Annotated in this window: 11 protein-coding genes; 4 read left to right on the plus strand and 7 right to left on the minus strand. The window is 61.3% G+C overall.

Translation table 11 applies throughout. The features are described 5' to 3' along the window. The first annotated feature begins 103 nt into the window (after positions 1 to 103). The 4 genes from HDE75_RS21145 (at position 104) to HDE75_RS21160 (ending at position 7,160) form a co-directional block, all read left to right on the plus strand. The gene (locus tag HDE75_RS21145; RefSeq protein WP_183680177.1) at positions 104 to 2,758 is read left to right on the plus strand and encodes a M1 family metallopeptidase; all 2,655 of its coding nucleotides are present in this window, start codon (positions 104 to 106) and stop codon (positions 2,756 to 2,758) included. Between the two features lie 205 nt (positions 2,759 to 2,963). Continuing rightward, positions 2,964 to 3,419, plus strand: a complete 456-nt coding sequence (locus HDE75_RS21150; RefSeq protein WP_183680179.1) for a DUF2147 domain-containing protein — start codon at positions 2,964 to 2,966, stop codon at positions 3,417 to 3,419. Positions 3,420 to 3,690: 271 nt separating this feature from the next. Beyond that, positions 3,691 to 6,003 carry a beta strand repeat-containing protein gene (locus tag HDE75_RS21155; RefSeq protein WP_183680181.1) on the plus strand — a complete coding sequence of 771 codons (2,313 nt, stop codon included), beginning with the start codon at positions 3,691 to 3,693 and terminating at the stop codon, positions 6,001 to 6,003. Positions 6,004 to 6,014: 11 nt separating this feature from the next. Next, positions 6,015 to 7,160 carry an OmpA family protein gene (locus tag HDE75_RS21160; RefSeq protein WP_183680183.1) on the plus strand — a complete coding sequence of 382 codons (1,146 nt, stop codon included), beginning with the start codon at positions 6,015 to 6,017 and terminating at the stop codon, positions 7,158 to 7,160. 53 nt (positions 7,161 to 7,213) lie between these two features. On the opposite strand, the gene HDE75_RS21165 is transcribed toward HDE75_RS21160, so the two are convergent. The 7 genes from HDE75_RS21165 to dusB all read right to left on the minus strand — a co-directional run bounded on the left by HDE75_RS21165 (position 7,214) and on the right by dusB (position 13,115). Next, positions 7,214 to 7,672, minus strand: coding sequence for a YaiI/YqxD family protein (locus HDE75_RS21165; protein ID WP_183680387.1), 459 nt, complete (start codon positions 7,670 to 7,672; stop codon positions 7,214 to 7,216). A 32-nt stretch (positions 7,673 to 7,704) separates the two neighbouring features. Further along, positions 7,705 to 8,760, minus strand: a complete 1,056-nt coding sequence (gene ruvB, locus HDE75_RS21170) for a Holliday junction branch migration DNA helicase RuvB (protein ID WP_183680186.1) — start codon at positions 8,758 to 8,760, stop codon at positions 7,705 to 7,707. A gap of 7 nt (positions 8,761 to 8,767) precedes the next feature. Then, positions 8,768 to 9,346 carry a Holliday junction branch migration protein RuvA gene (gene ruvA, locus HDE75_RS21175; protein ID WP_183680187.1) on the minus strand — a complete coding sequence of 193 codons (579 nt, stop codon included), beginning with the start codon at positions 9,344 to 9,346 and terminating at the stop codon, positions 8,768 to 8,770. A gap of 34 nt (positions 9,347 to 9,380) precedes the next feature. Beyond that, the gene (gene ruvC / locus HDE75_RS21180) at positions 9,381 to 9,920 is read right to left on the minus strand and encodes a crossover junction endodeoxyribonuclease RuvC (RefSeq protein WP_183680189.1); all 540 of its coding nucleotides are present in this window, start codon (positions 9,918 to 9,920) and stop codon (positions 9,381 to 9,383) included. Positions 9,921 to 10,040: 120 nt separating this feature from the next. Next, entirely contained in the window at positions 10,041 to 11,627 is a 1,587-nt protein-coding gene (gene purH / locus HDE75_RS21185) for a bifunctional phosphoribosylaminoimidazolecarboxamide formyltransferase/IMP cyclohydrolase (protein WP_183680191.1), read from the minus strand. 97 nt (positions 11,628 to 11,724) lie between these two features. Then, a complete protein-coding gene (locus tag HDE75_RS21190; protein ID WP_008445162.1) occupies positions 11,725 to 11,958 on the minus strand; it encodes a helix-turn-helix domain-containing protein in 234 nt (77 codons plus the stop codon). 113 nt (positions 11,959 to 12,071) lie between these two features. Continuing rightward, positions 12,072 to 13,115 carry a tRNA dihydrouridine synthase DusB gene (dusB, locus tag HDE75_RS21195; RefSeq protein WP_183680193.1) on the minus strand — a complete coding sequence of 348 codons (1,044 nt, stop codon included), beginning with the start codon at positions 13,113 to 13,115 and terminating at the stop codon, positions 12,072 to 12,074. Positions 13,116 to 13,201: the final 86 nt, after the last annotated feature.

Below are 13,201 nucleotides of genomic sequence, written 5' to 3' on the forward strand. Positions count from 1 at the left end.
ATGACTTAATCAAGGCCGCTCACTGAGCGGCCTTTTCTTTGGGCGCCAGCGCTGCTGGCATAGCGTTCGATCATGAACACATCACAGACAGGGAAGTAAACAGATGCACCCGAATCTTATCTACCGCACCATCGTCGCCAGTGCCGCCGCACTGTTATGCCAGGCCGCTGCTGCCGCCCCAGCTCCCCAGCAACTGCCGTTTTCGTTTGACGCCGCACCAGGGCACCTGCCGAAAAACGTCGTCCCCATCGACTACACGGTCGCCATCGTGCCCGATGCCAGCAAGCGCAGCTTGCGCGGCAAGGAAAGCGTCAAGCTGCTGTTCCGCGAAGCCAGCTCCAGCATCAAGTTCAACGCCATCAACATGCAGTTCCAGCAAGTGCGCCTCGATGGCAAGCCGGTCAAGAGCACGGTGATCGATCCGAAGCGGCAGATAGTCACGGTGACGCTGAGCAAACCGGCAGCAGCGGGTGAGCACACGCTGACGCTGGACTACACCGCGAAGATAGAAACCGGCCCACGCGGCCTGTTCGCCCAACCATTCAAGAAACCCGACGGCAGCAAGGACTTGCTGCTGTCGACCCAGTTCGAAGCGACCGATGCGCGCCGCATGTTCCCCTGCTGGGATGAACCAGCCTTCCGCTCGACCTTCCAGCTGAGCACCACCACGCCGGCCAAGTGGGTATCGATCTCGAATATGCCGGTGGCGCAGCGCACGGTGCATGGCAGCAGCGCCACCACCACCTTCCAGCGCTCACCCAAGATGCCGTCCTACCTGGTCGAACTGACCAGCGGCGACATGGCCAGCATCGGCACCAAGGCTGGCGCGACCGACATCAACGTCTGGGCCGTGCGCGGCCAGGAACAGTACGGCGCCGTTGCGCTGAATAACGCGCGCCAGATTCTGCTCGATTACAACGACTATTTCGACCATCCCTATCCACTGCCCAAGCTCGATCTGATCGCCGTGCCGGGCGGCTTCCAGGGCGCGATGGAAAACTGGGGCGCCATCACGTATAACGACCAGACCTTGCTGGTCACGCCGTCTTCCACCATCGACAACCGCCAGACCGTCTTCAGTATCGAAGCACATGAAATGGCGCACCAGTGGTTTGGCGACCTGGTAACCATGGGCTGGTGGGACGATATCTGGCTCAACGAAAGCTTTGCATCGTGGTTCGCCGCCAAGGAAATCGACTTGCGCAATCCGGGCTGGCATGTGCGCGAGCAGGAAGACGCCAGCAAGGAAGCGGCGATGGGCGTCGATGCGCGCGTGGACTCGAAACCGGTGCACAACCCGGTCATCGACGAACTGGCGCCGGAAAATGGCGCCGATAACCTGATCATCTATAACAAGGGCCAGGCGGTACTGCGCATGCTGGAAGCCTACATCGGCCCGGACACCTTCCGCAGCGGCATCCGCGCCTATATGAAGGACCGCGCCTATTCGAACGCCACCAGCGCCGATCTGTGGAATGCGCTGAGCAAAGCCAGCGGCAGCGATATCGGCGCGCTGGCGCATAGCTGGATCAACCAGCCGGGCTTCCCCATCGTCTCGGTGAACGCCAGCTGCGACGCTGCGGGCGCGCGCACCATCAAGCTGTCGCAGCAGCGTTTCCTGATGCAAGGCAGCGATACGGCACAGCCGCACTGGAGCATCCCGCTGCGCCTGCGCATCGGCGCCGGCGGCCAGCCGCAATCGCTGCTGCTGACCGAGGATGGACAAACCGTGGCCGCCGGCCGCTGCGACGAAGCGCTTTCGCTCAACGCCGGCGCCGACGGTTTCTACCGCACCACCTACGATGCGACCACCCTGGCCACCAATACGCGGCAGTTCCACAGCCTGCCGGCGGGCGACCGCATCGCCCTGCTCGATGACCAGTGGGCGCAAGTGGAAAACGGCACGCAGCCGCTGGCCAGCTATCTGGCGCTGGCTGGCGCAATGGGCAATGAACTCAATGAACGCGCCTGGAACCAGGTCATCGACGTGCTGTCGACGATCGAGCGTATCGAACGCAATACGTCCGGCCACGCTGCCTTTGTCGCGTATGCGAGCGGGCTGCTCAAACCGGTCGCCACGCGCCTGGGCTGGCAGGCTGCCAGCGATGAAACGGCCGGCGTGCAGCGCCTGCGCCGCACCGTGCTGTCGCGTCTGGGCGCCTGGGGCGACCAGGAGGTAGTGGCCGAGGCACGCAAGCGCTTTGCCACGTTCGTCGCGGACCGCAACAGCATTGCGCCGGATGACCAGGCAATGATACTGACCATCGTCGCACAGAATGCCGACGCCGCCACGTTCGAACAACTGCACGCCATTGCCAAGGCGGCAGCCAATGAGACGGAAATGCGCCGCTACTACGCGCTGCTGATGCGCGTGCGCGATCCGCAGCTGGCGGCACGCGCTGCGGCCATCGCGCTGTCGCCGGAAATCCCGCCGCAGGCAGATGTACTGCGTCTGGGCATGGTGTTCGGCCTCAATGAAGAAAATCCACAACTGTCCTGGAAAACCTTCACCGAGAATATCGAGGTCCTGACCGCGCCCAATCCGGGCGACCGTCCGAATGTGCTGGCGAAGCGTGCACCGGCCATCTATTGGAACAGCGTGCCTCCCGAGCAGATGTCCAGCTGGCTCAAGGCACACCTCGACGACGGCATGACGCAGATGCTGGCAGACAATATGGCACATGCACGCTTCAAGCTGGACGAGAAAAACCGCTTGCTGCAGGCGGCCAATGGGATTGCCAGTTCCAGCAAGCAGTAAGCGATTCACAACAAAACGAGCGCTTGCTCAGTTTTTCGGCGACAATTGAATCATTGCCCAAGCAGTTTGCTAAACTAGCCTGTGCATAAGGCAAGTTTGGATAGTTTGCGCGGCGTCAACTGCTGGCGCCGCGCAGTACTGCTAATCTTGTCTTGGTAGACCAGAGTTCGTATAACGATCAAGAAAAACCAACAGGAGACTAGCGATGCGTAACTTATTGAAAACAACTGTATTGGTGACCGCCCTGGCCATCGCCGGCACGGCCGCCGCAGCCGGTGACAACACCAGCCCCGTGGGCACCTGGAAAACCATCGACGACGCCAGCGGCAAGCCGAAGTCGCTGATCGTCATCACCGAAAGCAATGGCGTCTTGCAAGGCAAGATCGAAAAGCTGTTCCGGACTCCGGAAGAAGATCAAAATCCCAAGTGCGACAAGTGCACGGGCGCCAACAAGGATCAGCCCATCGTCGGCCTGACGATCCTGACGGGCTTGAAAAAAGACGGCAAGGAATGGTCCGGCGGTGAAATCATGGACCCGGCCAATGGCAAGGTCTACAAGAGCAAGGCCGAGCTGACGGACGGCGGCAGCAAGCTGCAAGTGCGCGGCTACGTGGGCGTGCCGATGTTTGGCCGTTCGCAAACCTGGGTGCGCGAAGAGTAAGTCCTTCGCTCCTGCCATGACGAAGCCGGCCGCTGCGCCGGCTTTTTTACGCGCCTCCCCCGCCATTCGTTGTTTTCCAGACCGAAATAGTTTCCTTTGAAAATATTTTCATATTGCCCAAGGCTGTGCGCGCCACCGCACATACCCAGGATTTCCTAAATGAAATAGTGCATGCCAGTCCATCGCCCCGTAGCGAAGGGCGACATGGCTCTGGCGGATGACCTCATCCCCGGATGCCCGGCAAGGTTTTGCCTATGCACAAAGGAAACACATGAACATCTTCAAGCGCTATCTGACCCCGCTGCTCGTCTCGGCAGGTTTATTGGCCATGGCCACCCTCGCCGGCTGCGGCGGTGGCGGCGACCAGGGCCGCGCACCCATTCTCGGCTTGCCGGGCGCGACCCTTTCCAGCCTGGCGGTCACGCCAGCCACGGCCACCGTCGCCATCGGCGCCGGCCAGCAATTTTCTGCCATCGCCACCTACAGCGACGGTTCGTCGCAAGACGTCAGTGCGAAAGCCGCCTGGACCTCTGCCACGCCGGCCAGCGCCAGCGTCAATTCCGGCACCGGCCTGGGCACCGGCATTGCGGCTGGCGGCTCGGCCGTCAGCGCCACCTTCGGCGGCAAGAGCGCCACGGCGCAACTGACCGTGTCGCCAGCCGTACTGAAGGCCATCGCCATCTCGCCACTTGCGCCATCGGTCGCCATCGGTGGCACGCAGCAATTTACCGTTACCGGCACGTTCAGCGACAGCAGCACGCATGACGTCACGGCGGTCTCCACCTTTGCCTCGGCCACGCCGGCCACGGCAAACATCGCCGCAGGCGGCCTGGCACTGGGCAAAGTGGCCGGCGCCACACAGATCACCGCCACCACCGGCACCTTGAGCGCCAGCACCGTGCTGACCGTCACGCCAGCCGTGTTGCTGTCGATTGCCGTCACACCACAAAATCCGACCGTACTGATCGCTGCAACGCGCCAGTTGACCGTGATCGCCACCTATTCGGACGGCACCACGCCGGACGTCAGCGCCACCAGCACCTACAGCACGGCCAACGCCGCCTCGGCCAAGATCGGCGCGAATGGCCTGGTCACCGGCGTCGCCGCCGGCAATAGCGTCATGACGGCCAGCTTCGGCGGCAAGACGGCCAACACCACCGTCACCGTGCCTGCCGCCACCATCATTGGCATCGCCGTCACGCCAGCCACGGCCAGCGTCGCCGTCGGCGCCCAGCAGCAATTCGTCGCTACCGCCGCCTATTCGGATAACTCGACTGCCAACGTCACCGCCGGCGCCCTGTGGACCAGTACCGCACCGGCCAAGGCGACCGTGCTCAATACAGGCGCCGCCACCGGCGTCACTGCCGGCGTGGCCAATATCACTGCCACCTCGGGCGGCCTGTCAGCCAGCGCCGTACTGACCGTCACGGCGATAGTGCCACCACCGCCGGCAGTACTGGTGTCGATTGCCGTCACGCCGCAAAACCCGACCGTACTGATTGCTGCGACACGCCAGCTGGCCGTGGTCGCCACCTATTCAGACAGTAGCACCGCGGACGTGACCGCTGGCAGCAGCTTCGTTTCCGCCACCCCGGCCTCGGCCAGCGTCGCCGGCAGCGGCCTGGTCACCGGCGTGACTGCCGGCAATAGCCTGGTCACCGCCAGCTTCAACGGCATGCAGGCCAGCACCACCGTGACCGTGCCTGCCGCTACTCTGGTCAGCATCGCCGTCACGCCGGCAAACGCCAGCATCGCCGTCGGCGGCGTGCAGCAATTCATCGCCACGGCTACCTATTCGGACAACTCGAACGCCATCATCACGAGCACTTCCACCTGGAGCTCGGGCAGCATCGCCAACGCCACCGTACTGAACACGGGTATCGCCACCGGTGTGGCGGCCGGCACCAGCACCATCACCGCCACGGCGGGTGGCCATTCTGGCAGTGCGCTGCTGACCGTGACCGCTGCCGCCATCCCGCCCGTGCTTAATCCCATCGATCTCGGCCGCGCGGCGTCCTTCGGCGTGCTGGCAGGAACTTCGATCACGAATAACTCGGGCGGCACCACCCTCATCACCGGCGATGTCGGCTCCCCTTCGCAAACGGTCGACCCGACCCAGGCAGCCGGCTTCAATAACTACAAATCAGGCGCGATCCTGGCCGGCGCCATGACCGACCTGCAAGCGGCGATTACCGATGGCAACAGCCGCAACTGCGACGTCAGCTTTGCCGGCGGCGTTGACCTCGGTGGCTTGACCTTTGGCCCAGGCGTGTATTGCTATGCTGGCGCGATCAGCATCACCGGTACGGTGACGCTCAACGGTCCTGGCGTGTATATCTTCCGCACGGCATTGACCCTGAACTCGACCGTCAACTCGGTTGTCGCCCTGAACAACGGCGCCACTGCCGACAACCTTACCTGGCTGCCTGTCGGCCCGACCACCCTGGCCGCGAACAGTGTCTTCAAAGGCAATATCCTGGGCCAGTCCGCTGCCATCACGGTGGGCGACAACACCACTTTGCTCAACGGCCGCGTGCTGACGGCTGCCGCCGTTACCCTGCGCAACAACCAGATCACCAAATAAACGGGATGACTATGACGATCGCAAAAACACTGGGCGCCCTGGGCGTGATGACCGGCGCGCTGCTGGCAGCGCAAGCGGCGCAAGCGCAGGACAACACCTTTATCAACCCGGACTGGGCCAACAGCGCCTGGTACATCGGCGCGGGCGTGGGCCAGTCGCGCGCCACCATCGACGAGCCACGGCTGCGCGCCAGCCTGGCCGCGAATGGCGAAACGGTGACAGGTTTCAGTAAGGACCAGCGCGATACCGGCTATAAACTGTTTGTCGGCCGACAGCTGAACCAATACCTGGCCGTGGAAGCGGGCTATTTTGATCTGGGCAAGTTCGACTTCAAGTCGACCACCAGCGGCAACGGCGCGCTGAACGGTGAAGCGGGCTTTCGCGGCGTGAACCTGGACTTGCTGGGCCAGTTGCCGCTGTCCCAGCGTTTGTCCCTGCTGGGCCGGGTCGGCATGCATTACAGCAAGACAAATACCGAGTTCGGCGGCAATCGCCTGCTGGGATCGGCGAATACGCAAGCGGGCGAGCGCAAGCTCAATGCCAAGCTGGGCCTGGGCCTGGAATACAAATTCAGCGAAGCGCTGGCCTTGCGCGGTGAAGTCGAGCGTTATCGCCTGAACGACGCCGTCGGCAACCGCGGCGATGTCGACCTGTATTCGGTCAGCCTGGTCTACAAGCTGGGCCGCCCGGCCAGCGCCACGCCGGCCTACCAGCCGCCGCCACAGGAAGCGGCGCCAGCCCCTGTCGTCATGCCGGCGCCAGTCATCGTGGCCAAGCCGGCGCCGGCCCCCGTATCGGAAAAAGTCAGTTTTGCCTCCGAAGCCCTGTTCGATTTCGACCAGTCAATCATCAAGCCGCAAGGCAAGCTGGCGCTGGACAAGCTACTGGGCCAGCTGCAAGGCATGGATCTGGAAGTCATCGTTACAGTGGGCCACACGGATGCCGTCGGTTCAGACGCCTATAACCAGGGCCTGTCGCTGCGCCGCGCCAATGCCGTCAAGGCGTATCTGGTGATGCAGGGCGTGGATGGCAGCCGCGTCTATACGGAAGGCAAGGGCAAGACGCAGCCGGTGGCCGACAATAGCAGCAGCGCCGGCCGCGCCGCGAACCGCCGTGTGACGGTGGAAGTGGTGGGGACGCGTAAGGTTGCGAACTAAATCGAACCATGCATGAAAAAACCGGCTTGCGCCGGTTTTTTTTCCCCTGGCGATTACGCCAGCTTGCGGTGGTGCTTGCTTAAATGCCTATCCAGGCTATTGGCAAAACTTTGCCGGTCCGACTGGCTGAACGCGGCCGGCCCACCCGTATCGACGCCGCCGCTGCGCAGCTCTTCCATGAAGGCGCGCATGGTCAATTGCTGGGCGATATTGTCCTCGGTATAAAACTCGCCACGCGGGTTCAGGGCAAAACCACCCTTCTTCAATACATCGGACGCCAGCGGAATATCGCCGGTGACCACCAGGTCGCCGGGATTGAGCAGGCGCACGATTTCCTGGTCCGCCACGTCTGCGCCGGACGGTACTTGCACCGTGCGGATAAAGCGCGACGGCGGCACGCGCAAGCCCTGGTTCGCCACCAGGGTCACGGACAGTTCCAGACGGTCGGCCACGCGGTACAGGATCTCCTTGATGACGACGGGACAGGCGTCGGCGTCGACCCATATCTGCATAGCCGGCATGCCCTCCAGGCTCGCCTCGGGCATCACACTTCCCACGCTTCGCCGTTCGGGCCGATGCGCGGTGCGGCCACGCCAAAGTGTTGATAAGCAGCTGGCGTGGCGACCCTGCCACGCGGCGTGCGCTGCAAGAAACCTTGCTGTATCAGATACGGTTCCAGCACGTCTTCGATGGTGTCGGCTGCTTCGCCGATGGCTGCCGCCAGGTTGCCGATGCCGACCGGGCCGCCGCCAAACTTGAACAGCACGGCTTCCAGCAGCTTGCGGTCCATCACGTCGAAACCGACGGAATCGACGTCGAGCATGGCCAGTGCGCGGTCGGCCACCAGCTTGGTGATCTCGCCATTACTTTTTACTTCGGCGAAATCGCGCACGCGGCGCAGCAGGCGGTTGGCGATACGGGGCGTGCCGCGCGCGCGCCGGGCCACTTCATGCGCGCCTTCCGCATCGATCGGCGCCTTTAACAGCGCCGCGCTGCGGCTGACGATCTTGGTCAGCTCGCTGGTGTTATAAAACTCCAGGCGCGCGACGATGCCGAAACGGTCGCGCAGCGGATTGGTCAGCATGCCGGCGCGCGTGGTGGCGCCCACTAATGTAAACGGCTGCAAATCGAGTTTCACGGAACGGGCGGCCGGGCCTTCGCCGATCATGATATCGATCTGATAATCCTCCAGCGCCGGATACAGAATCTCTTCGACCACCGGTGACAGACGGTGGATTTCATCGATGAACAGCACATCGTTCGCTTCCAGATTGGTCAAAATAGCCGCCAGATCACCGGGACGCTCCAGCACGGGGCCGGATGTCTGGCGCAGGTTGACGCCCATTTCGCGCGCAATGATGTGGGCCAGGGTCGTCTTGCCCAGGCCAGGCGGACCAAACAGCAAGGTATGGTCGAGCGCTTCCTTGCGCTGGCGCGCCGCCGTAATAAAAATTTCCAGCTGGTCGCGGATTTTTTCCTGCCCCACGTACTCATCGAGCTGCTTGGGCCGCAAGGCCCGTTCGATCGCCTCTTCGTTATGCGAAATAGGCGCGGCATCGATGATGCGCTGTTCCGTGAAAATATCAGTCTGGATGCTCATGCTCGCCCTAGCCTTTCGACAGCGCTTTCAGCGCCAGTTTGATGCCGTCCGAGACACCGGTGCCGGCTGGCATGTTTTTCACGGCTGCCAGCGCTTCCTTCTCCGAGTAACCGAGCGCCAACAAGGCGTTCAGGATATCCGAGTGCGCATCGGGCGCAGCATGCGCACCCAGCGGGCCCAGATCCGCACCGATCTTGCCCTTCAGTTCCAGCAGCAAACGCTCAGCCGTCTTCTTGCCGATGCCGGGCACTCTCACCAGGCGGCCCGAGTCTTGCAAGGTAATCGCCTGCGCCAGGTCGGCGATCGTCATGCCGGACAGGATAGACAAGGCCATGCGCGCGCCCACGCCCGTGATCTTGATCAACTGGCGGAACACGGCCCGTTCGGCGGCATTGCCAAAGCCGAACAGCAAATGCGCATCTTCGCGGATGGCCTGGTGCGTGAACAAGACCACTTTTTCACCCACATGGGGCAGATTGTAAAACGTGCTCATCGGCACATCGACTTCATAGCCGACACCCTGGCAATCGACCAGCAATTGTGGCGGATTTTTTTCAAGCAAAGTACCGGAGAGACGGCCTATCATCGTGTGTTCCTAAATAATTATGAGTAATGTTACTTTAACCGACCAGGCGGCCACGCTTCATGCGCAATCCCTGCAATTGCGGCGCCACCGTACTCAGCATGGCCAAGGTATCGACGCTGTTGGCATGACAGATGGCCACGCCCAGCGCATCGGCCGCATCGCTGCCGGGCAAGCCTGGCAGTGTCAGCAGCCGGGAAACCATATCCTGGACTTGTTCCTTGGCCGCCTTGCCATGGCCCGTGACGGCTTGCTTTACTTGCAGCGCCGTGTATTCGGCCACCGGCAAATCCGCATGGACCAGCGCGCAGATGGCGGCGCCACGCGCCTGGCCCAGCAGCAAGGTCGATTGGGGATTAACGTTGACGAAGACTTTTTCGATGGCGGCGCAATCGGGTTGATAGGTGCGCACAATTTCGCCCACGCCCTGCAGGATGATCTTCAGGCGTGGCGGCAATTCGCCCTCGGACGCCGTCTTGACGGTACCCGACGCGATATAGCGCAGCTTGTTGCCGAGTTTTTCGATGACCCCGAAGCCCGTGGTGCGCAGGCCAGGATCGATGCCGAGAATAATCATCGCCAGATTCTATAATGAATACGGCAGGCACCGGTGGAAACCGGTGCCTGCCGTAAAGTTAGCGCTCGCCTGGGGTCAGACGGGGACGCCGAGTCCCGTCGGGTCTGACCCCGGCATTTATTAATGGCGGAAGTGACGCGTACCCGTGAGCAACATCACCACGCCGCGCTCGTCCGCTGCATCGATCACTTCCTGGTCGCGCATCGAGCCACCCGGGTGGATGACGCAGGTCGCGCCCGCATCAACGACAACGTCGAGGCCGTCGCGGAACGGGAAGAAGGCGTCCGACGCCACCACCGAACCGGCCAGCGACAAGCCGGCGTTTTGCGCCTTGATCGAAGCGATGCGGGCCGAATCGATACGGCTCATCTGGCCAGCGCCCACGCCCAAGGTCATGTTATTGCCGCAGAAGACGATGGCGTTCGATTTGACGAATTTCGCCACTTTCCAGGCAAACATCAGGTCTTGCAATTGCTGTTGTGTCGGTTGCAGCTTGGTCACCACGCGCAAGTCGCCGATGGCAACGTTTTTAGCATCCGGCGCCTGCACCAGCAAACCGCCGCCGACACGCTTGAAGTCCATCGCATTGACGCCGGCGCCGAGCGGGATTTCCAGCATGCGCACGTTTTGCTTGCTCGACAGGATCTGTTTCGCTTCGGCCGAGAAAGATGGCGCGATCAGCACTTCCACGAACAGCTTGGCGATCTCGCCGGCGGTGGCGCCGTCGAGTTCGGTATTGAAAGCGATGATGCCGCCAAAGGCCGAGGTCGGGTCCGTTTGCAGGGCGCGTGCATAGGCTTCTGCTGCATTCTTGCCCAGGGCTACGCCGCATGGGTTGGCGTGCTTGACGATCACGCAGGCGGCGCTTTGCTCGAAACCGCCCAGGCTCTTCACGCATTCCCAGGCTGCATCGGCGTCAGCGATATTGTTGTACGACAATTCCTTGCCTTGCAACTGGCGGTAATTGGCCAGCGCGCCTTCGGTCGTGACCAGGTCGCGGTAGAAGGCGGCGCTCTGGTGCGGGTTTTCACCGTAACGCATGTCTTGCACTTTTTCAAATGCCACGTTCAGGGTTTGCGGGTAGGCGCCACGCTCGGCGTGTACCTTGGTCGGGCCCAGGCTGGTCAGGTAATTGGTGATGGCGCCATCGTATTGCGCCGTGTGCGCAAAGACTTTTTTCGCCAGCATGAAACGGGTGTCATAGCTGACCGTTCCAACTGCACCGTCAGCGGCCTTGATTTCTGCCAGCACGACGTCGTAGTCCGATGGATCGCAGATCACGACCACGTCCTTGTGGTTCTTGGCTGCCGAACGCAGCATGGTCGGGCCGCCAATATCGATGTTCTCGATCGCGTCTTCCAGGGTGCAGCTATCCTTGGCCACCGTGGCCTGGAACGGGTACAGGTTGACCACCACCATGTCGATGGTCGGCATGTCGTGCTCGACCAGTTTCGACATATGCTCAGGGAAATCGCGGCGCGCCAGGATACCGCCATGCACTTTCGGGTGCAGGGTTTTTACGCGGCCATCGAGCATCTCGGGGAAACCCGTGTAGTCGGCGACTTCCGTCACGGGAACACCGTTGTCTGCCAACAATTTGGCGGTGCCGCCAGTCGACAGGATGTTGACGCCGAGGGTAGACAGGGCGCGCGCAAAATCGAGGACGCCGGTCTTGTCGGAAACGGAGATGAGAGCTTGTTTGATCATGGCTGAGGCTAGGTGGTTAAGTGTTCTTGGCGAATGCGCAGGACCCCTTCAGGCCACTGCGGCGGATTCAAATCTTGGCGTCACTTGCAAGCCAGCATTACAGCAAACCGTGCTCCTGCAATTTCTTGCGCAAGGTATTGCGGTTAATGCCCAGCATTTGCGCGGCATGCGACTGGTTGCCATCGGCGCGTGTCATCACGACTTCCAGGATGGGCTTTTCCACGGTCAACACGACCATGTCGTAGATATTCGATGCTTGCTGTTCGCCCAGGTCATTGAAGTAATCTTCTAGACTTTTCTGTACGACTTCCTGAATGCTTTCTTTGCTCATTTTGCTGTTCAACCGGCTAATTAATTTGTCGTGATGCTGTCAATCATGACGTCATCATCCGCGTAACGCGAGGCGTTCGCCCTGGTTCTGTCTTATCTTCTTGTCTTGTCTTCTTATACTGCTGCTGCGGCTGCTTCTATCAAACCGCTATCGCCAACTTCGGAGAGGCGGTATTGTAACCGTTCGCCAAATTTCCATTGCGACTCAAAAAATTGATCGACGGCCAGCAACTGCGCGTCCGTCGACTCCAGCAAATTCATTTGCTGCCGGAACTCTTCACCGCCTTCCAGGTCTTTCACATACCAGCCGATATGCTTGCGCGCCGTGCGCACGCCGAGGAATTCACCATAAAACGCATAATGGGCGCGCAAATGCTCATCCATCAGGGTGCGCACTTCATCCACATACGGCGCCGGCAACAAAGTGCCGGTGCGCAAGAAATGGTCGATTTCGCGGCAAATCCACGGCCGGCCCTGCGCTGCGCGGCCTATCATGACGGCGTCCGCCCCCGTCTGGTCCAGCACATAACGGGCCTTTTGCGGGCTGGTGATGTCGCCGTTGGCGACCACCGGGATACCCACCGATGCTTTCACGGCGGCAATAGTTTCGTACTCGGCGTCGCCCTTGTAGCCATCGGCCCGCGTGCGGCCATGCAGGGTCAGCATCTGGATGCCAGCCTGCTCGGCGATACGGGCAATTTTCAGGGCATTCTTGTTTTCACGGTTCCAGCCCGTGCGAAATTTCAAGGTGACGGGCACATCGACGGCATTGACCACCTCGTGCAAAATCTTTTCCACCAGGCTTTCGTTTTGCAACAAGGCCGAACCGCACCAGCTGTTGCAGACCTTTTTCACCGGGCAACCCATGTTGATATCGATGATCTGTGCGCCACGGTCCACATTGAACCTGGCGCAATCGGCCAGGTCTTGCGGATCGGCACCGGCGATCTGCACGGCTTTCGGCTCCATCTCACCATCGTGGTCGGTGCGGCGCGAACTTTTTTCCGTCGCCCATAGACGCGGATTCGACGCCGCCATTTCCGACACGGCATACCCTGCGCCCAGCTGCTTGCACAACTGGCGGAATGGCCGATCCGTCACGCCCGCCATGGGAGCGACGAAAACGTTGTTACGCAGAATGTGAGGGCCGATTTGCACTGAGGGAACCTGAAGGGGACGGAGGAACCTGCTATTTTAACCGATTATCTGCCTAAATAATAAGCACTATTTTTCATGGCACAGTG

Source organism: Janthinobacterium silvisoli, from assembly GCF_014200725.1.
Taxonomy (GTDB): Bacteria; Pseudomonadota; Gammaproteobacteria; order Burkholderiales; family Burkholderiaceae_D; genus Janthinobacterium.

What these genes read in the sequence shown, in the direction of transcription:
- HDE75_RS21145 (WP_183680177.1), top strand. Translation starts at nt 104, where the DNA reads ATGCACCCGAATCTTATCTACCGCACCATCGTCGCCAGTGCCGCCGCA.
- HDE75_RS21150 (WP_183680179.1), top strand. Translation starts at nt 2,964, where the DNA reads ATGCGTAACTTATTGAAAACAACTGTATTGGTGACCGCCCTGGCCATC.
- HDE75_RS21155 (WP_183680181.1), top strand. Translation starts at nt 3,691, where the DNA reads ATGAACATCTTCAAGCGCTATCTGACCCCGCTGCTCGTCTCGGCAGGT.
- HDE75_RS21160 (WP_183680183.1), top strand. Translation starts at nt 6,015, where the DNA reads ATGACGATCGCAAAAACACTGGGCGCCCTGGGCGTGATGACCGGCGCG.
- HDE75_RS21165 (WP_183680387.1), bottom strand. Translation starts at nt 7,672, where the DNA reads ATGCAGATATGGGTCGACGCCGACGCCTGTCCCGTCGTCATCAAGGAG.
- ruvB (WP_183680186.1), bottom strand. Translation starts at nt 8,760, where the DNA reads ATGAGCATCCAGACTGATATTTTCACGGAACAGCGCATCATCGATGCC.
- ruvA (WP_183680187.1), bottom strand. Translation starts at nt 9,346, where the DNA reads ATGATAGGCCGTCTCTCCGGTACTTTGCTTGAAAAAAATCCGCCACAA.
- ruvC (WP_183680189.1), bottom strand. Translation starts at nt 9,920, where the DNA reads ATGATTATTCTCGGCATCGATCCTGGCCTGCGCACCACGGGCTTCGGG.
- purH (WP_183680191.1), bottom strand. Translation starts at nt 11,627, where the DNA reads ATGATCAAACAAGCTCTCATCTCCGTTTCCGACAAGACCGGCGTCCTC.
- HDE75_RS21190 (WP_008445162.1), bottom strand. Translation starts at nt 11,958, where the DNA reads ATGAGCAAAGAAAGCATTCAGGAAGTCGTACAGAAAAGTCTAGAAGAT.